This is a genomic window from Micromonospora sp. NPDC005252, from assembly GCF_042872475.1.
In the GTDB taxonomy this organism is placed as follows: Bacteria; Actinomycetota; Actinomycetes; order Mycobacteriales; family Micromonosporaceae; genus Micromonospora.
In genome coordinates this window covers 116,806-136,557 of sequence record NZ_JBIAKN010000009.1, presented here as the reverse complement: position 1 = coordinate 136,557, position 19,752 = coordinate 116,806, and the positions used below count along the sequence as shown (strand labels likewise).

Annotated in this window: 10 protein-coding genes; 1 reads left to right on the top strand and 9 read right to left on the bottom strand. The window is 74.7% G+C overall.

Annotated elements, in window-relative coordinates; all coding sequences use genetic code 11:
• Positions 1–8 precede the first annotated feature (8 nt).
• Genes ACFYPH_RS23850 through ACFYPH_RS23815 form a run of 8 tightly spaced genes read right to left on the bottom strand, consistent with a single transcriptional unit; the run spans position 9 to position 16,820 of the window.
• Positions 9–512 carry a (2Fe-2S)-binding protein gene (locus ACFYPH_RS23850; protein WP_355067513.1) on the bottom strand — a complete coding sequence of 168 codons (504 nt, stop codon included), beginning with the start codon at positions 510–512 and terminating at the stop codon, positions 9–11.
• A complete protein-coding gene (locus ACFYPH_RS23845) occupies positions 509–1,339 on the bottom strand; it encodes an FAD binding domain-containing protein (protein ID WP_355138910.1) in 831 nt (276 codons plus the stop codon). Before ACFYPH_RS23845 ends, ACFYPH_RS23850 begins: the two co-directional genes overlap by 4 nt.
• Positions 1,336–2,112, bottom strand: coding sequence for a thioesterase II family protein (locus tag ACFYPH_RS23840; protein ID WP_387184674.1), 777 nt, complete (start codon positions 2,110–2,112; stop codon positions 1,336–1,338). Before ACFYPH_RS23840 ends, ACFYPH_RS23845 begins: the two co-directional genes overlap by 4 nt.
• Positions 2,109–3,290 (bottom strand): Gfo/Idh/MocA family oxidoreductase, encoded by a 1,182-nt coding sequence (locus ACFYPH_RS23835; protein WP_355138914.1) that lies wholly within the window; start codon positions 3,288–3,290, stop codon positions 2,109–2,111. Before ACFYPH_RS23835 ends, ACFYPH_RS23840 begins: the two co-directional genes overlap by 4 nt.
• Positions 3,287–4,396 (bottom strand): NAD(P)H-binding protein, encoded by a 1,110-nt coding sequence (locus tag ACFYPH_RS23830; protein WP_387184670.1) that lies wholly within the window; start codon positions 4,394–4,396, stop codon positions 3,287–3,289. The genes ACFYPH_RS23835 and ACFYPH_RS23830 overlap by 4 nt, the downstream gene beginning before the upstream one ends.
• 1 nt (position 4,397) lies before the next feature.
• Positions 4,398–9,425 carry an amino acid adenylation domain-containing protein gene (locus tag ACFYPH_RS23825; RefSeq protein ID WP_387184668.1) on the bottom strand — a complete coding sequence of 1,676 codons (5,028 nt, stop codon included), beginning with the start codon at positions 9,423–9,425 and terminating at the stop codon, positions 4,398–4,400.
• Positions 9,422–15,835 carry an amino acid adenylation domain-containing protein gene (locus ACFYPH_RS23820; RefSeq protein WP_387184665.1) on the bottom strand — a complete coding sequence of 2,138 codons (6,414 nt, stop codon included), beginning with the start codon at positions 15,833–15,835 and terminating at the stop codon, positions 9,422–9,424. The genes ACFYPH_RS23825 and ACFYPH_RS23820 overlap by 4 nt, the downstream gene beginning before the upstream one ends.
• A 16-nt stretch (positions 15,836–15,851) precedes the next feature.
• Positions 15,852–16,820, bottom strand: a complete 969-nt coding sequence (locus ACFYPH_RS23815) for a ferritin-like domain-containing protein (protein WP_355067503.1) — start codon at positions 16,818–16,820, stop codon at positions 15,852–15,854.
• Positions 16,821–16,898: 78 nt separating this feature from the next.
• Here ACFYPH_RS23815 and ACFYPH_RS23810 point away from each other — a divergent pair, with 78 nt between their 5' ends.
• Positions 16,899–18,176, top strand: a complete 1,278-nt coding sequence (locus tag ACFYPH_RS23810; RefSeq protein ID WP_387184663.1) for a condensation domain-containing protein — start codon at positions 16,899–16,901, stop codon at positions 18,174–18,176.
• Here ACFYPH_RS23810 and ACFYPH_RS23805 read toward each other — a convergent pair.
• Positions 18,173–19,702, bottom strand: coding sequence for a GMC family oxidoreductase (locus ACFYPH_RS23805; RefSeq protein WP_387184660.1), 1,530 nt, complete (start codon positions 19,700–19,702; stop codon positions 18,173–18,175). The two genes, ACFYPH_RS23810 and ACFYPH_RS23805, sit on opposite strands and share 4 nt — an antisense overlap.
• Positions 19,703–19,752 lie beyond the last annotated feature (50 nt).

Sequence of the window (19,752 nt, the reverse complement as noted above, 5' to 3'; positions counted from 1 at the left end):
TCTGGCGGTCATCCGGCCTGTCGGGCCTCGTCGAGGGCGAGCACGGCGCGGACGATGTTGTGGTAGCCGGTGCAGCGGCACAGGTTGCCCTTGAGGGCGTGCCGCACGTCGTGCTCGGTGAGCGGCCCCGGGTTCTCCTGGAGCAGGCTCACCACCGCGAGGACCATTCCCGGGGTGCAGAAGCCGCACTGCAGGGCGTGGTGCTCCCGGAACGCCTCCTGCACCGGGTGCAGCCGGTCGCCGTCGGCAAGCCCCTCGGCGGTGCGGATGTCGGCGCCGTCGGCCTGCGCGGCCAGCAGAGTGCACGACTTGACCGACCGACCGTCGAACAGCACGGTGCAGGCACCGCAGGAGGAGGTGTCGCAGCCCACCGTCGCGGCCGTCAGCCCCAACTCCTCGCGCAGCAGGTGGACCAGCAGGGTGCGCGCCGGCACCCGGCGGCTCTCCGGGCGGCCGTTGACGGTGGCGGTGACGGCGACGGTCGTCGTACCGGGCCGGGCGTCGATGCTCATCGTGGTTCCTCCACAGTGGCGCCGGAATCGGTCAGGGCACGGGCCACCAGCACCCGGCTGAGGTGCCGCCGGTACGCGACCGAGGCCCGCCCGTCGTCGGGCGGGTCGCACCCCTCGTCGGCCCGCGCCGCCGCGACCGTGACACCGGCGCCCTGCGCGAGGGCCGACTCGACCCCGTACGCCCGCCGGATGGTCGGACCCATCCCGGCCAGCGCCACCCGGGAGTCGGCGACGGCGACGGCCACCAGGGACCACTCCAACGCCGGCCGGGCGAACGTCCGGTAGCGCCACCGCGCCGGGCCGGGCAGCGGCACCCGGACCTCGGTGACGAGTTCGTCGGGCCGGCAGACCGTCACACCCGGCGCGACGGCCAGCTCGGCGACGGGCACCTGTCGTACGCCGGTCGCGCTGCGCAGCACCACCACGGCGTCCAGCGCGACCAGGGCCAGCGGCACGTCCGCGGCCGGGTCGGCCTGCGCGAGCGCCCCACCCACGGTGCCCAGGTGTCGCACCTGCGGGTCACCGACCGCCGCGGCCGCGACCGCCAGCAGCGGGGCGTGCCGGTCGACCAGCGGGTCGTCGAGCAGCCGGTGGTAGCGGGTCAGCGCGCCGACGGCCAGGTGGTCGTCGCGGTGCGCCACGTACGACAGTTCGGTGACCCGGCCGAGGTCCAGCAGGGTGTCGACGCGGTCCCGGCGCAGCTTGAGCGCCGGCAGCAGCGACTGCCCGCCGGCCAGCGGCCGCAGCTGGTCGCCGTACGCCTGGCGCAGCTCCAGCGCCTCGGTGAGGTCCCGGGCCCGGTGGTAGTGCACGCTCGCCGGGATCACGGGCCGGCCGCCGACCAGGTGGGCACCGGGCTGCGGTGCGTGGCCCGCAGGATGGTGTCGATGAGCTGGTTGCGGCGTGCCAGCAGGTAGAAGTGCCCGCCGGGGAAGGTGTGCAGGGTGAACCCGCCCCGGGTGCGCGTCGCCCAGTCGCCGGCCTCGTCGGCGGTGACCTCGGGGTCGTCCGCGCCGACGCAGGCCAGCACCGGCGCTCGCAGCGGCACGGGTGGCTGCGGACGGTACGTCTCGGCGATCCGGTAGTCGGCGCGCAGCACCGGCAGCGCGATGGCGCGTACGCCCTCGTGGTCGAGAGCCTCGCGGCCGGTGCCGCCGAGGCGGCCGGTCTCCGCCCACAGCGTGTCGTCGTCGGCCAGGTGCACGCTTGTGGCGCGCAGCCGGCCCGGCCCGGGGCGACCCGAGACGACCAGCGCCCGCAGCACGCTGCCGGGCCCGTCCAACCGGCGTGCCGTCTCGTACGCCACCGACGCGCCGAGGCTGTGCCCGAACAGGACGACAGGCGCGTCGGCCGGCAGCGCCCGCACCCCCTGCGCGACACCCTCGGCCAGGCTCGGCAGGTCGGCCGCGAACGGCTCCGCCGACCGGTCCATCCGGCCCGGATACTGCACGCCGTGCACCTCGACGTCGTCGGGCACCTGCGCCGACCACGACCGGTAGAACGCGGCGTTGCCGCCGGCGTGCGGGAAGCAGACCAGACGCAGCCCGGGCCAGCGCAGCGGCCGGAAGCAGCGCAGCCACGTCCGCGCGACGGGGGTCACGGGCGCGCTCCGATCCGCTGCGGTTCCGCGCCGATCGGCGGGTCGACGGCCCCGGTCGCGGCGTCGGCCAGCTCGGCCACGTCGGACGCCACGAACATCCGCGGCGGTACGGAGTGCACCAGCTCGGGTGGCCCCAGCCGGGCGGTGACGTCCTGCCACAGCTGGCACAGGCTCAGGTGGTACTGGCCGTGGCGGGCCAGCTTCCTCCCGCCCAGCGCCGCGGCGTGCAGGTTGCCCAACGCGTACCCGACACCGGCCGGCCAGACCTCCTCGAAAACCCTGCGATAGCTGGGCGCGACCGCGTCGGCCAGCGGCTGCGCGCTCGGCACGTCCAGGTGGTCCGGCTCGTCGCCGTCGCCGTCGGCGAAGTGCGGTCGGCCCACACCCCGGTCCTGCACCTGCTGCGGGAAGTCCGGCCGAGGGCTCCACACCGTGGGCCCGTGCGTGCCGACCAGGGTCAGGTTGCCGGCCTCGGTGCCGATGGTCACCCGGTGCAGCAGGTGCGCGTAGTTGTCCGGGTCCGCCGGGTCCATCTGGTTCTGCACCCGCAGGGTCAGCGGCACACCGGCGAGCACCCCGTCGAGGCTGCGGAACGGCACGTCCACCCGGGACAGCCGGCGTACCTGCTCGGGCAGGTCGACCGCCGGGCCGAGGCCCCACGGTCGGACGCCGCCGAGGGCCTGACCGAGGATGTCCAGCAGCGCGTACGCGACCTGGAAGCCGCAGGCCGCGTCGACGTAGCGGGCCGGCTGCCGGGCCAGGAGCGCCCGGGCGGCGGCGAGGAACCGGCGCACCGGCGCGGTGTGCACGTAGAACGAGTTCAGGTGGTAGACGACCCCGGCCCGGCCGGCGGTGCGCAGGCACTCGACCAGCTCGTCGTGGTGCAACGGATGCTCCTGCAGCACGTGCAGGCCGCGCCGCATCAGCGCCCGGGCCACCTCGCCGCCCGGCCCGCCCAGCAGGCCACCACGGATGACCACGCAGGCCAGCGTCACGTCCTCGGGGACCTGGGCTACGTCGGTCCACAGCGGCACCCCGTAGTGCCGGGCACAGGCCACCGACCGCGCGCTGCCCCCGGCGAGGATCCCGGCCAGCTCGAACGGAAAGTCCGGCTGCCGGAACGCCTGCAGGTACACCTGGCCGAACTTGGTGCCGGCGACCAGCACTCTCGGTTTCACGCCACCCCCTCCTCGATCAGGTCGTACGACCCCAGCGGGCCGTCCTCGACGCGCAGTGACGTGACCGCCGGACTCGTACGCAGCACGTCCACCGCCCAGGCCGGGTCCACCGCCTCGGCCAGGTGGTGCACGCCCGGTGGCACGTCGCCGGCGGCGACCGCCAGGGCGCCGAGGGCGACCGCCGTGCCGGTGAGCGCGTTCGCGCCGGTTCCCCGGCAGGCCAGCACGCGGGCGCCCGCCGGGCCGGTCAGCTCGACGACCAGCAGCTGGTAGCGCGGCCGCCCGAAGGTGTCCAGCTCGGCCGCCCGGCACAGCTCGGCGGCCGCGTCGGCGAGCTGCGCCGCCGTCGCGCCGTCGCGCGCTCGGCGGGCGCCCGCGGCGAGCGCCGCCGGCAGCCGGCTGCCGGCGAACGCCGACCACCAGTCGACGTCGGTCAGGCCGAGCCGGCGGGCGACCCGCTCGGTCTCGGTGCTGAGGTACGGCTGCAACAGCACCGGCTCGTCGAAGAACGGCACCGGCACATCCGTCCGGGCGGCGAGGGCGCGGCTGCGTCGCGCGCCGTCGCGCCACGCGGCCGACGGCTCGCCGTACTCGGCGGTGCCGGCGGCGAGGAAGTCCAGGGCGGCGCCGGGCGTGAACCCGTCGCGGCCCCCGACGTACCCGGTCATCCGCCGCGCCCCCGGGATCTGCGCGGCGAGGTGGGCGGGGAGCAACCCGGACAGGCCGGGCATCAGACCGGCGGAGAGCACCGCGACCCGGTCGGCGGCCCCGGGCAGGGCGGACACCGCCGCGTGCAGCGGGTCGTCACCGGCCGCGTCGACGTAGCCCGCGCCGCAGCGGGCCGCCGCGCGGGCCACCGTGTCGCCGATCGAGGCCGCCGGCCCGGCGCAGTTGACGACTGTGTGGCAGCCGGCGCAGAACGCGTCCAGGCTCGCCGGGTCGGTGACGTCCACCGCGCGCACCTGGACCCGCGGGTTGTCGCCGTCGAGTCGGCCCGGGTCGCGGGCGCCGGCGCGGACGACGTCCACGCCCCAGGCCAGCAGGTGAGCCAGGGCGTGCCGGCCCACCCCGCCGGTGGCGCCCACCAGGGCGACCGTCGCGGCCACGTCAGCCGTCCCCGGCGATCGGACCGGCCCACTCGCCCGGATCGTCCGGCACCCGTCGCACGGTCAGCTCGCCCAGGCACACGTCGCGCCACCAGTCGACGCTCGTCGGGTCCGGCTCCGCCGCGCACAGCAATGTGACGTCACCCGCGTACGGGGAACTGCCGTAGCCGTCGCCGTCGACCGGGTCGGCGATCACCAGGGTGGCGACGTTCACCCCGGACTCGGTGAGCTGCCGGGCCAGCTCCAACGCCAGCACCCCGGCCGCACCCCGCCCCACCAGCACCAGCTCCCCGGCCGACACGTGCCCGGCCAGCGCGGTCGTGTAGTCGGCGGAGAGGCGTTGCACAAGCGGCGCCGGGTCGAGACCCGCGTAGCGGTGCAGGCCACCGTCGACGATCCCGCACACGGCCCCGGTGGCGGCCAGCCGCTCGGCCAGCCCGGCGTACCCGTCGAGGCCGCCGCTGCCGTCGTGCACCAGCACGTAGCGGGGTGGGCCCTCGCCGGCCAGCGTCACCACCTCGCCGGTGTCGCTGACGGCCGGCTCCTCGTCGGGCCGGCCGCCGCCGACGGCGGCCAGGTGATCGGCCAGGTCGGCGACGGTCGGGTGCTCCAGGATCCGGCGCAGCAACTCGTCGAAGAACACGTCGGCGGCGGCCGGTACCCGCTCGGCGAGTTGACCGGCGAGTTTCGCGGCGAGCAGCGAGTCACCGCCGAGGGCGAAGAAGTCCGCGTCCCGCCCGACCCGTTCCACCCGCAGCACGTCGGCCCAGACGGCCGCGATCTGCTCCTCCAACTCGGTGAGCGGGGCCGCGGCGGTCGCCTCGGGACCGGCCGTCGTGGCCGCCACCAGCCGGCGTACGGCCGCCCGGTCGAGCTTGCCGTTGGCCGTGCGGGGCAGCTCGTCGACCACCTGCAGCACGCTCGGGATCATGTAGTCGGGCAGCCGGTCGGTCAGGTGCGCCCGCAGCTCGTCGGGCAGCACCCGTCGCCGGTCGGCCTTCACCCGCGCGGCGATGATGCGCATGCCGAGCCCGGCCATCGGGTCGGCGGTCGGCGGCAGGTCGAGTACGGGCGACGCCCCGGCGGCGGTGAGCAGGCTGCGCCACTCGTCGCCGGTGAGGAACGTGCGGTCGGTGCCGTGACGCAGGTCGGCGAAGTCACCCAGGTCGTCGTCGAGCCGCACCAGCAGCTCCAGCGACGTCATGATCTGGTAGTGCTCCCGGGTCATCTCCAGCAGCACCAGGTGGCCGCCGGGGGCGAGCAGGCCGCGCACCCGGGCCAGCGTGGCCGGTACGTCCCGGGTGGCGTGCAGGACGTCGCCGGCGATCACGATGTCGGCGCTGTTCGGCGCCATTCCCTGCCCGGCCAGGTCGGCGTCGAGGTCGAGCTGCGCGAAACGCAGCCCCGGCCGGTCGGCGAAGCGTTGCCGGCCGGCGCCGAGGAAGAACGCCGACAGGTCGGTGTAGAGGTAGTCGACGTCGAGACCGTCCAGTGCGTCGAGCACCGCGGCGGTCGTACCGCCGGACCCGGCGCCGACCTCGACGATTCGCACGGGCCCGTCCAGCCGCTCGGCCAGTGACCGGACGGTCGCCGCCGCGACCGCGTTGGCCCACCTGTTGAACAGGGCGTCGGCGTAGAGGTTGTCCGACACCTCCAGCTCGCCGCCGGGGAAGAGCAGCGCGAGGGGGTCCTCGTCGCCGCGCAGCAGCGCCGGCAGCGCCGCGGCGCTGGCCTGGAAGTAGCGGACCAGCTCGGGGGACTCCCCGACCGCCGCCGCCCGCTCGGCCACCGCGTCCCAGGCCCGCGCGGCCGGCGGTGGCCCGCTGACCAGCCGGTAGCCGTCGTCGTCGTGGCGCAGCACCCCGCTGTCGGTGAGCGCCCGCAGCCAGCGGCGCAGCAGCCGGCGGTGCCGGGGTGCGACGCGGGTGGCCGCGTACACCTCGGCCAGGCGGTGCGGGCGGTCGTCGAGCGCGAGACCCGCGGCGCGCAGCGTGTCCAGCATGGCGGCGAGGCCGAGCTGGTCCAGCTCGTGCAGGTACGCCTCGTACGCGCCCAGGTCGGTGCCGGCGACGAGCGCCGACCCGGCCGCGGTGGGCCCGGCCGGGTCGACCGGCTGCCCGGGGCCGGGCTCGACGGCGGCGGGCTGCACGACGGCGGCCAGCCGCCGCTCCAGTGGACGGTCGCCGTCGACCACCGCGATCGCCCCGCCCACGCCCGGGTGCGCCAGCAACGCCGACTCGACCTCGGCCAGCTCGATCCGGTGGCCGCGGATCTTGACCTGGAAGTCCTCCCGGCCGAGGAACTCGATCGTGCCGTCGGGCAGGTAGCGGCCCAGGTCACCGGTGCGGTACAACCGCTCGCCGCTGGACGGGTCGGTGACGAACCGCTCGGCGGTGCGCGCCTCGTCGCCGAGGTAGCCCAGCGCCAGCCCGGCCCCGCCGATGTACAGCTCCCCGGCGACCCAGTCCGGGCGAGGCCGCAGCGCCGCGTCCCGGACGTGCCAGGTCTGGTTGGTCAGCGGCACCCCGTACGGGATGCTGCGCCAGGATGGGTCGACCCGGCCGATCGGGTGGATGATCGACCAGATGGCGGCCTCGGTCGCGCCGCCGAGGCTGACCACCGCCAGACCGGGGACGAGGTCGCGGATCTGGTCCGGCAGGGTGACCGGGATCCAGTCGCCGCTGAGCAGGGCCAGCCGCAACGAGGGGACCCGGACCATCGGCGCGGCCGCGAGATAGTCGGCGAGCATCTGCACCTGCGCCGGCACCGAGTTCCAGATGGTGACCTCGTTCTCGGCCACCAGCTCCGCCCAGTGGGTCGGGTCGCCCCGGCGCTGCGGCGCGGGCAGCACCAGCGCCGCGCCGACCGCCGGCGGGCCGAACAGGTCGTAGACGGACAGGTCGAAGCCCAGACTGGCCAGGCCGAGGACGCGGTCGTCCGGCGTCACGTCGAACCGGGTGTTGATGTCCGCCACGGTGTTCAGGGCCGCCCGGTGGGTGATCACCACGCCCTTCGGGGTGCCGGTCGACCCGGAGGTGTGGATGACGTACGCGCGGTCGTCCGGGCCGACCGCGCGGGCCGGCAGGGCCGTCGGCGCGGGCCCGTCGAGGTCGTCCACCGCGATCGGCGTCACCCGCGCCGGCCAGTGGCCGTCCACCCGGTCGGCCTCGGTGAGGACGTGCCGGATACCCGCGCCGTCGAGGATCAGGTCGCGGCGCACGGGCGGCTGGTTCGTGTCGACAGGCACGTACGCCCCGCCGGCCAGCAGGACGCCGAACACCGCGACCACCTGCCGCCAGCCCTTGTCGGCGACCACCGCGACCAGGTCACCGGGCCGGCAGCCGGCCTCGGCCAGCCGTGCGGCCACGGCCGTGGCACGGCCGGTGAGCTGCCGGTAGGTGAGGGTGCCGTCGGCGGCCACCACGGCCACCCGGTCCGGGGTTCGCAGCGCCTGGGCGAGCACCCCCTCGTGCAGCAGCCCGTCGGGCAGCGGCGCGGCGGTGTCGTTGACCTCGGCGCGGCGGCGGGCGCTCGCCTCGGGCAGCGCCACCGGGGCCAGCTCCTCCCACGCCTCGTCGGTGTCGGCCAGCCGGCGCAGCAACGCGGTGTACGCGGCGAACATCTCGTCGACCACACCGTCGGGGAAGACGCCCTCGCGGACGTCCCAGTTGGTGGCCAGCCCACCCGAGCGTTCGATGTTCTGGCAGTCGATCCAGACCTGCGGGGTCTGGCTGATGCCGTACCCCAGCTCGCCGAAGCCCTCCACGCCGGTGTCGCCGCCCAGCCCGATGGCGCTGGTGAAGACGATGGGCATCAGCGCGGCGTCGGCGCCCCGACGGCGGGCCAGCTCGCGGACGACGTCGACGCCGGAGAACCGGCGGTGGTCCAGGTCGGACCAGAGCTGCGCCTGGATGCGCTTGGCCCGCTCCTGCACCGGCGCGTCCGGGCTCTGCTCCACGGCGAGCAGGCTGACCGAGGTGAAGTCGCCGACGATCCGGTCCACCTGCGGGTGCGTCGGCGTCCGGTTGAGCAGGGTGACGTCGACGGTGAAGCGCGGGTGCACGCTCCACGCGGCGATCACCTCGACGTACGCGGCGAGCACCGCGCCCGACGGGCTGACGCCGTGCTGCCCGGCGCGCTGACGCAACGCGGCCCACTCGATCGGGTCGAGCCGCAGGTCGAGGCGACGGAAGCGGGGCGGCGCGGCCGTGGCGTCACCGCGCAGCGGCAGCTCCGGCGCCGCAGGCAGGTCGTCGAGCCGGGCCAGCCACCAGTCCCGGTCGGCGTCGTGGCGGGGGCCGCCGCGCAGCGGTTCGGTGGCCAGCAGGTGGTCGCGGAACGTCAGCGTCAGCTCGTCTGTGGGCGGCTCACCGGCGTAGCGGCGGCCCAGCTCGTCGAGCAGGATGTTGATGCTGACGAAGTCGCAGATCAGGAAATCGATCGAGAAGTGCAGGACACTGCGGTGCGGGCCGCGGGTGACCCGCAACGCGAACAGCGGCCACTGCTGCGGGTCGTAGCGGCGGTGGTCCAGCTCCGCCCGGGTGGCGGCCACCGCGTCGGCGAAGCCGGCCGCGTCGGCGTCGCGCACCTCGATGCGGTACGCCGGCACGTCGGGTCGTACCTGCTGGGAGCCGTCGCGGTTGACGACGGCCCGCAGCATGTCGTGCCGGGCGACGACCTCGTGCCAGGCGCGTTCCAGCCGGTCCACGTCCAGCTCGGGAAACGTCAGCTCGCCGTAGCCGTGGCAGCCGACCCCGCCGTAGGCGAACGAGTCGCCCCGCCCGAGCAGGTACGCGCTCTGCACGTCGGTGAGCGGAAACGGCTCGTACCGCTGCTCGGGGTGCGGCACGGCGGTGGGCGCGGCGGCGTCGCGCAGCACGGCCAGCACCTGCTCCCTGTGCTGGCGTAGCGCGGCGCGGCGCTGGTCGGTGAGAACGCCGGTGGGGGCCCGGAAGCGGAGCTGGCCGTCTTCCTCCCAGAGCTGCACACCGAACTGCGCCAGCTCGGCGATGAGGTCCTGCCCGTTCATATGGCCCCTTCCTCGTACGTGCCGGCGGCGTGCTGCACGGCGGTGGCCAGGTCCGCGATGGTTGGTCGGTCGAGCAGCCCCCGCATCGGCAGGTCGACGCCGTAGCGTTCGCGCAGCACCGCCAGCAGCCGGGTGGCGAGCAGGCTGTCCCCGCCGAGGCTGAAGAAGTTGCGGGTGCGGCCGGGAACGGGGCAGTTCAGCAGCTCGGCCCAGAGCGCGCCGAGGTCGCTCTCCAGGCCGGCGTGGGGTGGCTCGTCGGCCGGTCCGCTGTCTCCACTGGCGAGCAGGGTGGCCACCGCCGACCGGTCGATCTTGCCGTTGCCGCTCAGGGGCAGCGCGTCGAGCACGGCGACGTGCTCGGGCACCATGTACGCCGGCAGCCGGTCGACGACGAACGCGCCGGTGGCGTCCGGGTCGAGGGTGACGCCCGGCTCGGGCACGACGGCGGCGGCGAGCCGGCGGGTGCTGGTGCCCACGGCCACCACCACGGCCTCGCGCACCCCGGGGCAGTCGGTCAGCGCCGCCTCGACCTCGCCCAACTCGATGCGATGCCCGCGGATCTTGACCTGGAAGTCCGCCCGGCCCAGGAATTCCAGGGTCCCGTCCGGCCAGTACCGGCCCAGGTCACCCGTGCGATACCAGCGCATCCCGTCATGGGTCACGAACCGCTGCGCCGTGCGCTCCGGATCGCCCCGGTAGCCGGCCGCCACCCCGGCCCCACCGATCCACAACTCCCCCACCACCCAGTCCGGGCAGTCGCGCCCCCGCCCGTCGACGACCCGGTAGCGCTGGTTGGGCAGTGGGAAGCCGTACGGGATGGACCGCCAGTGCGCCGGCACCTCGCCCACCTCGAACGCGTTGGACCAGATGCCCGCCTCGGTGGCGCCGCCGAGGGCGGTCAGCCGGGCGTCCGGTCGGCGGGCGACCAGCCGGTCGCGCAGGTCCAGGCCGACCCAGTCACCGGAGACCAGGGCGTGCCGCAACGCGCCGAGCGGTTCGTCGCCGGCCGTGGTGAGCAGCATGTCGAGCAGGGCGGGCACGGTGTTCCAGATGGTGACGTCGTGCTCGCGGACGAGCCGCAGCCAGGCCCGGGCGTCGCGTCGCTGCCCCTCCTCGACGAGCACCACCGCGCCGCCGACGCCGAGCAGGGCGAAGATGTCGTACACCGACAGGTCGAAGTCCAGCGCCGACACGGCGAGGACCCGGTCGTCCGGGCCGAGGCGTAGCCGTTCGTTGACCGCCGCGATGGTGTTTCCGGCCGCCGCGTGGGACACCTCGACGCCCTTGGGCTCGCCGGTCGAGCCGGAGGTGAAGATGACGTACGCCAGCGACGCCGGCTCCACCGGGACGCAGCCGTCCAGGGCGGGGCCGCCGTCGCCGGCCGGGTCGAGCCCGTCCGCGCCGACGACAGTCTTCACGTCGGCGCGGGTGAGGATCCGCTCCCGGCGGACCACCGGCTGGTCCACGCCGACCGGCACGTACACGCCACCGGCGGCCAGCACACCCAGCACCGCGACGACCTGGTCGACGCCCTTGGGCAGGCACACCCCCACCGCGTCACCCGACGCGACCCCGGCCCGCGCCAGCGCCCCGGCCAGCGTCAACGCCCGAGCGGCCAGCTCCCCGTAGGACACCGCCACACCGTCACCGCACAACGCCACCCGAGCCGGCTCCCGGGCCGCGGTGTCGAAGAACCCGTCGTGCAGCAGGCCGGGCGTGATCGGCGCGGCGGTCGCGTTCACCCGCTCACGCACGGCGCGCTGCCCGGCGGGGAGCCCGACCGGTACGGGCCGCGCCCAGTTCCCGGCCGCGAGGGTGGTCAGCAGCTCGACGTACGCGGCGAACATCGTCTCCACCACGTCGGGCGGGAACAGTTCCGCCACCACGTCCCAGTTGATGCTCAGGCCGCCGTCGCGTTCCATGACCTGGTTGTCCAGCCACACCTGCGGGGTCTGCGAGGCGCCCCAGATCTGCTCGCCGAACGGCAGGGACATGCTCACCAGCTCGTCGCTGATGCCCAGCGCGCTGGTGAAGACGACAGGCATGGCGGCGGGGGCGCCGGTGCGCCGCGCGATCTCCCGCAGCACCCAGATGGCGGAGACGGCGTTGTGCTCCATGCCGTCCCACATGCGCTCCTGAAGGCGGCGTACCACGGTCAGGAAGTCGTCGGCCGCGCCGGGGCGGTGCGGGACGAGCAGCAGCGAGGTGAAGTCGCCGAGCACGTGGTCGATGTCGGGGTGCACCTCGCGGCGGTCGAAGAGGGTCAGGTTGAGGGTGAGGTCCGGCCGCGCGCTGAAGGCCGAGAGCACCTCGGCGTACGCGGTGGCGAGCACGGCGGCGGGGCTCACGCCGTGGGCGCGGGCGGCGCCGACCAGGGCGGTCCACTCGGCGGGGCCGAGCCGCGCCGCGTGGCGGACGAAGCGGGGGGCGCGCACCCGGTCCGGGTCGACGGCGAGCGGCAACCGCGGCGCGGGGGGCAGCTCCGCGGCCTGCGCCGACCAGTAGCGCCTGTCGGCCTCGACTGTCGCCTCGTCGGGCCGGGCGGTGAGGACGTAGTCGCGAAACGACACGCCGATCGGGCGCAGCGGCGCGTCGAGGTCGACGTAGAGGGCGGACAGCTCGGCGAAGACGGTCACGATGCTGAGCGCGTCGAGCACGATGTAGTCGAAGCTGAACGCCAACCGGACGCGACGCTCGCCGTACCGGACGGCCTCGATGGCCACCAGCGGCCAGCGGGTCGGGTCGGCGATCCGGTGCGACAGCCGTTCGCGCAGGTCGGTGAGCGCAGCCTCGCCCTCGCCGACCTCGATGGTCACCTCGGGCACCTCGGGTTGGACGCGTTGACATCCGTCCGGGTCGAAGACGGCCCGCAGCATCTCGTGCCGGCGAACGAGGCGGTTCCAGGCCGCGGTGAGCCGGTCGAGGTCCACGTCCTCGCCGTCGAACTCCCAGTACCAGTGGGAGCCGACCTCACCGAGGGCGAAGTCGCCGCTGCGACCCATCCAGTACGCCCGCTGCACGTCGGTCGCCGGGAACGGCTCGTGGCGGTTCGCCGGGTCGGCCACGAAGGTCCCGGTCAGCGCGGCCCCCGTGTCGAGGCGTACCCCGGCGGCGAACCCGGCGAGGGTCGGCTCGGCGAAGAGGCGGCGCAGTTGTCCGCCGGCCAGCCCGGCCGAGCGCATCCGCCCGAGCAGGCGGGTGGCGAGCAGGCTGTCCCCGCCGAGGGTGAAGAAGCTGTCGGCGCGGCCGACGGTCGGTACGCCGAGCAGGTCGGCCCAGAGGGTGGCCAACGCCGTCTCGACCGGCCCGACGGGTGGCTCGACCGCCGTGGACCGGCCGGCGCCCTCGGCGAGCCGTCGTGCCAACGCCGGCCGGTCGATCTTGCCGTTGCCGCTCAGGGGCAGCGCGTCGAGCACGGCGACGTGCTCGGGCACCATGTACGCCGGCAGCCGGTCCACGACGAACGCCCGTACGGTCTCCGGGTCCACGTCGGACGCCGCGGGCACGACGGCGGCGGCGAGCCGGCGGGTGCTGGTGCCCACGGCCACCACCACGGCCTCGCGCACGCCGGGGCAGTCGGTCAGCGCCGCCTCGACCTCACCCAACTCGATGCGATGCCCGCGGATCTTGACCTGGAAGTCCACCCGGCCCAGGAACTCCAGGGTCCCGTCCGGCCAGTACCGGCCCAGGTCACCCGTGCGATACCAGCGCACCCCGCCATGGGTCACGAACCGCTGCGCGGTGCGCTCCGGGTCCCCCCGGTAGCCGGCCGCCACCCCGGCCCCACCGATCCACACCTCCCCCACCACCCAGTCCGGGCAGTCCCGCCCCCGCCCGTCCACCACGCGACAGCGCTGGTTGGGCAGCGGAACCCCGTACGGGATGGACCGCCAGTGCGCCGGCACCTCGCCGACCTCGAAGACTGTCGAGTGGATGGCGGTCTCGGTGGTGCCGCCCAGGGCGACGAGCCGGGCGTCCGGGCGCAGCGCCACCAGGCGGTCGCGCAGATCCAGGCCGACCCAGTCGCCGCCGAGCAGGGCGAGCCGGAGGTGGTCCAGCCCGCCGTCGGCCTCGGCGGCGGTCAGCAGCATGTCCAGCAGCGCGGGGACGGACTGCCAGACGGTGACCCGGTGCGCGTCGACGAGCCGACGCCAGGCGTTCGCGTCGCGTCGCTGCTCCTCGCCGATCAGCACCACCGCCCCGCCGACGCCGAGCGGCGCGAAGATGTCGAAGACCGACAGGTCGAAGTCCAGTGCCGACACGGCGAGGACCCGGTCGTCCGCGCTGATGGCGAACCGCTGGCGGATGGCCTCGATGGTGGTGCCGGCGGCGGAGTGCGGCACCTCGACGCCCTTGGGCTCGCCCGTCGACCCGGAGGTGAAGATGACGTACGCCAGCGACGCCGCGTCCCCGGGAACGCACCCGTCCAGGGCCGGGCCGCCGTCACCGGCCGGGTCGAGCCCGTCCGCGCCGACCACCGTCTTCACGTCGGCCCGCTGCCAGATCCGGCCCCGCCGGGCGGCGGGTTGGTCGATGCCGACCGGCACGTACACGCCACCGGCGGCCAGCACACCCAGGACCGCGACGACCTGGTCGACGCCCTTGGGCAGGCACACCCCCACCGCGTCACCCGACGCGACCCCGGCGCGCGCCAGCGCCCCGGCCAGCGTCAACGCCCGAGCGGCCAGCTCCCCGTAGGACACCGCCACCCCGTCACCGCACAACGCCACCCGAGCCGGCTCCCGGGCCGCGGTGTCGAAGAACCCGTCGTGCAGCAGGCCGGGCGTGATCGGCGCGGCGGTGTCGTTCGCCCGCTCCCGGACCGCCCGCTGCTCCGGCGACAGCAGGTCGCCAGGCGACGCGGCCCAGTCGCCGTCGATCAGGCCGGCCAGCAGCCGGACGTACGCGGCGAACATCGCCTCCGACACACCCGGCGGGAACAGCTCCGCCACCACGTCCCAGTTGAGGTACAGGCCCCCCTCACGCTCGGTGACCTGGTTGTCCAACCACACCTGCGGGGTCTGCGACGACGTCCACACCGGGTCGCCGAAGCACTCCCGCACGTCGGCGCCGAAGAGGTCGCCGAGGCTGAGCGCGCTGGTGAACACCACCGGGGCGAGCACGGCCTGCTCGGAGCGGGCGCGGGCCAGGTCGCGCAGCACGTCCACTCCGGAGTACGCGCTGTGCGCCACGTCCCGGGCGAACTGCTCGCCCAGGCGGCGGGCCCGGTCGACGAACGGCACCTCCTCGGTGGCGTCGACCTCCAGCAGCAGCAGGTTGGTGAAGTCCCCACTGAGCAACGGCACGTCCGGGTGGTACGGCGTCCGGTCGTACAGCGGCAGGTTGAGCAGGAAGCGTTGCCGGCTGCTCCAGGCGGCCAGGACCTCGGCGAAGGCCGTCAGGAACACCATCGACAGGGTGACGCCGTGCTCGCGCGCGCGAGCGGCGAGCCGGTCCCGGTCGGCGCCGGAGAGCCAGTGGTGATGGCGGATGACCCGGTGCCCGCTGACCCGCTCCGGGGCCACGGCCACCGGCAGGTCGGGCCCGCCGGGCAGGTCGGGCACCCGCTGGCGCCAGTAGCCGGCCGCGGCCTCGCGGGCGTCGGCCCGACGCCGCTCGTGGGTGGCCAGGTACTGGGGATAGCTGTAGCCGATGGGCGGCAGCGGTTCGTCGGGCCGGCGGTAGAGATGGGCGAGGTCGCCGAGGAGCACCCGGAAGCTGTGCGCGTCGGCGACCAGCATCTCGATCTCCACGTGCACCCGGCTCGCCCCGTCCGGCAGCAGGCAGAGCTGGACGTCGAACACCTCGCCCCGGTCCACCCGCAGGGTGCGGTGCGAGAGGGTGGCGCGCAGGTCGGCGAGCCGCCGGTCCCGCTCGTACGCCGGCAGGTCACGCAGGTCGTGCACGGTCAGGCCGGACCAGGCGCCGTCCGGGGTGATCTGCTGCCGGCCGTCGTCCAGGAAGCGGGCGCGCAGCATGTCGTGGCGGCGCACCAGGGCTCGCACGGCCCGGTCCAGCCGGTCCGGGTCCACGTGCCGGCCGTCGAACTCGTTGTAGAAGTGCGCCCCCACGCCGCCGAGGGCCTGCTCACCGGCCCGCCCGACCCAGTACGCGTGCTGCATCGTCGCCAGGGCGAACGGCTCGTCCGGGTCGACCGTCGTCCCGTCGTCGGCGGCGATGACGCCCGGCGACGCCGGGTGGGCCAGGGCGTGCCACTGCCGGACGGTGCGCAGCTCGATGAGCTGGGCGAAGGTGAGACCCGCGCCGGCCCAGCGGGCGGCGAGCCGCATCAGCCCGATCGAGTCGAGGCCGCGCTCCAGCAGATCCTCGTCGGGTGACACCGGCTCGTCGAGCAGCGACGCGACGTCGTCGCACATGCCGTCGAGGGTCAGCGTGGTCGGCACAGGCATGTCTCCTCCCGACTCCTCAGGCGCGGGGAACGCGGATCGAGCGGTCGGCGAACCCGATGAGGTCCAGCCGCTCCAGGCCGTCGCGGACCCGGGGAGTCAGCAGGCCGATGTTGGCCAGCGCGGTGACCACGCGGGCGAAGATGGCCTGCCGATACTTGATCATCAGCTCGTTGTGCGCGGCGAAGTCGACGCCCTCGCCCCGGTCGACCTCGATGCGGTCCCAGACGTCCTCGAGCAGGAACCGGCGGCGCATGAGACTCGCCGAGTCGAGCACCATCTCCTCGCGGTCGGCCAGTTCGGCGCTTGTCATCTCGCGGTAGATGCCCTCCAGCGACAGCACCCCGAACGACACGTGCCGGGCCTCGTCGCGGGCTACGAGGCGGGTGATGTCGCAGATGAGGCGGTCGTGGAAGGTGCTGTTGGCGAGCCGGAACGCGGCCATCGCCAGGGCCTCGACCACGATCTGCATGCCCAGCGCGGTGATGTCCCACCGGGAGTCGGAGAGCAGGTCCTCGATCAGCTCGGACAGCGCCGGGTTGATGGGGTACGGATGCGGCACCTTCTCGCGCAGGTAGCGGGAGAACGCCTCGACGTGCCGGGCCTCGTCGGCGGCCTGACTCGCGGCGTAGTACTTGCTGTCGAGGTCGGGCACCACCTCGACCAGGCGCGCGGCGACCACCAGCGCACCCTGCTCACCGTGCAGGAACTGGCTCACCATCCACGACTGGAGCTCCCACCGGAACGTGTCCCACATGGGGCGGCCGCGCCGCGCCAGCGGGGACGCCTCGAACGACGCCATGGCGAACGCGGAGTCGTCGGGCAGCGGCTCGCCGAACGGCACCTCGATCGACCAGTCGACATCCGTGCTGGCGTTCCACTGTGCGCTCTTGGCCCGTTCGTACAGGGAGAGGACCCGGGGCATCTCGGACTCGTAGTGCCACGTCAGCTGCGCACGCACGGGGGTGGTCACCGACAGACCAGACATGCGCCCAAGGTACCGAGAGAGAACACAAGATGCCAGACCCTTGATGACAGATACAACGACGAACGGTACCGTCGTGGCGTGGCCCCCCGACCCGTACCGGCCTCCGTGGGACAGCGGCTGCTCGGCATCATCGAGCACTACCGGGCGGACCACGGGGCGTTGAACTGCCCGCTGCTGTGTCGCCTCAGCGGCGCGGTCGACCTGACCGCGCTGGAACGGGCGCTCACCGCGCTGACCGCGCGGCACGAGGCGCTGCGGACCACAGTCGTCGGACGCGGGCCACGGCTCTCCCAGCTCGTGCACGATCCGCGACCCGTCGAGCTGCGGGTGGTCGACCTGCGCGGCGAGCCGGATCCGCACGCCGCCGCCGAGGCCGCCGTCACCACCGAGCTGGCCACCCGGGTGGACGTCACGCAGTGGCCGACCCGGGCCACCGCCTGGCGGGTCAGCGGCCACGAAGTGATCGTGTGCTTCACCATGCACCATCTGGTCACCGACGCGTGGTCGTGCGGGCTGCTCTTCGAGGAGCTGCGCACCCTCTACGCCGACGCGCAGGCCGAGCTGCCCCCGGTGCGCTGGCAGTACCCGCAGTTCGTCGCCTGGCAGGAGGATCGGCTGGCCGGCACGCAGCTGGACCGGCAACGCGAATTCTGGCGCGGCCAGCTGACCGGGCTGCGGTTGCCCCGCCTGCCGTATCGCGAGCCGCCTCCGGACGCCACCCCGGGCGTGCTGGCCCGGGACCTCGACGCCGACGTCGCCGCCGGGCTGCGCGCCCTGGCCCGGCGACACCGCACGACGCTGTTCACCGTGGCCCTGGCCGTCTACTACGCCGTCCTGCACCGGGTCACCGGGCAGGGTGACCTCGCCGTCGCCTCGCTGTTCGCCAACCGGGCCCGGCCGGAGAGCCAACGCACCGTCGGGTTCTGCGCCAACATGGTGGTGCTGCGCACCCGGCTGCCACCGTTCGCCACCTTCGCGGCCCTGCTTCAGGCGACCCACGCGACGACCGCCGCCGCGTTCGCCAACCAGGAGCAGCCCTACCAGGCCGTCGCCACCGGCAGCGCCAACCTGGGCGGCCGGGTCGACGACGTGGTGTTCCAGATGATGGCCGAGCTGTCACACCGCGTACGCGTCGGCGACACCGAGTTCGAACTGCTCGTCCCCGAGGCGATCGGGAGCCGCTTCGGCACCGAGCTGGCGCTCGCCCCGCGCGGCGACGGCCTGCGGGTGGTGCTGTTCCACACGCCACGGCTGGCCCCGTCCGACGCCGCACGCCTGCTCGACGGCTACGTCGCCGTGGCGCGGGCGGTGGTGGGCAACCCGGCCGTCGCGCTGTCGGCGCTGCTGCGACGCTAGCCCGCGATCAGCTCGGCTCCGCGTTCGCCGATCATGATGCTGGTCAACGCGGCCGGGGCGCGCAGCGGCACCGGGACGATGCTGGCGTCGACGACCCGCAGGTTGGCCACGCCGCGCACCCGGCACCGCCCGTCGACGACCGCGCCCGGGTCGTCCGCCGCGCCCATCCGCGCGCCGCCGACCAGGTTCAACCGGCTGTACGTGGTGGCGCGCAGCAGGTGGTCGAGCTGCTCGTCGTCGCCCACCACCGCGTCGTCGACCAGCGCGAACCGGGCGACCGTCTTGGTGAAGGCGGCCTGGTTGGCGATCTCCCACGCGTGCCGGTACGCGTCGCGCATCCGGGCCAGGTCACCCTCGGCGGTGTAGAACCCGAGGTCGACCACGGGTGGGCTCGCCTCGTCCGCGTCGCGCACCGAGATCCGTCCGCGCGAGGCCATCGCCATGTCGCCGATCATCACGGTGTTGACCTGGTCGACGCCGATCATCCGGTCCAGACCCGCGCCGGGGCCCCGCGACGTGCTCATGCCGGTGAACAGGCTCAGGTAGAACGCCTGGTCGGCCTCGTGGCCGGGGATGCCGGCGAGCCGGGCGATGAGCTGCGTACGCGGCCAGTCGCCGCCGATCGTCTCCGGCTCGGGGACCACCAGGATGATCGCGCCGGGCTGATCGATCACGTCGGTGCCCACGCCGGGCAGGTCGACGAGCGGCGTGACGCCGGCGGCGCGCAGCTCGTCGGCGGGGCCGATCCTCGAGCGCAGCAGCAGAGCGGGGCTGTACGGCGAACCGGCGCAGAGGATGACCTCCCCGGCGTCGATCCGCTCCCCCGCGACCTGCACACCCACCGCCCGCCCGTCGTCGAGCAGCACCCGCTCGACCTCGGCGTCGCCGCGAACGACCAGATTGGACCGGGACCGGGCCGGGTCGAGGTGGGTGAGGGCGGTGGACATCCGCAGCCGGTCGCGCCGGTTCTGCGGGTACATCCCGATGCCGACGGCGTCGGGGGCGTTCATGTCCTCCTGGTAGTCGTGGCCCAGGCCGAGCGTGGCCTGCAGGAAGCCGTCCATCGCCGGTGTCAGCTCACCGCGCGGCCACCGGGTGATCGGGACGGGCCCGTCGGCGCCGTGGTGGTCACGGTCGCCGAACTGCTGGTCGGCCTCCAACCGGCGAAACGCCGGGAGCACCGCCGGCCAGTCCCACTCCGGCAGCCCGTGGGCGCCCCAGGAGACGAAGTCGGCGGCCGGGGCCCGCATCGCGCCCCGGTCGTTGATCTGCGTCGAGCCGCCGACCACCCGGCCGCGCCGCAGTGGCGCCTCCCGCCCGGCGACGACGGTCGCCCGCAGGGGCCAGTCGAAGCCGTCCTCGGCCTCCACCGAGCCGGTCCGCAACGCCTCGGGCACCGCGGCCCCGACGAGGTCGGGGCCGGCCTCCAGCAGCAACACCGAGCGGCCCGGGTCCTCGCTCAGGCGGGCCGCGACCACCGCGCCGGCCGCGCCCGCGCCGACGACCACGAAATCGTAGCGAAGCATGGGCTCAGCGTAGCCGAACACACGACATGCCAGGACGCATCACATGTGCT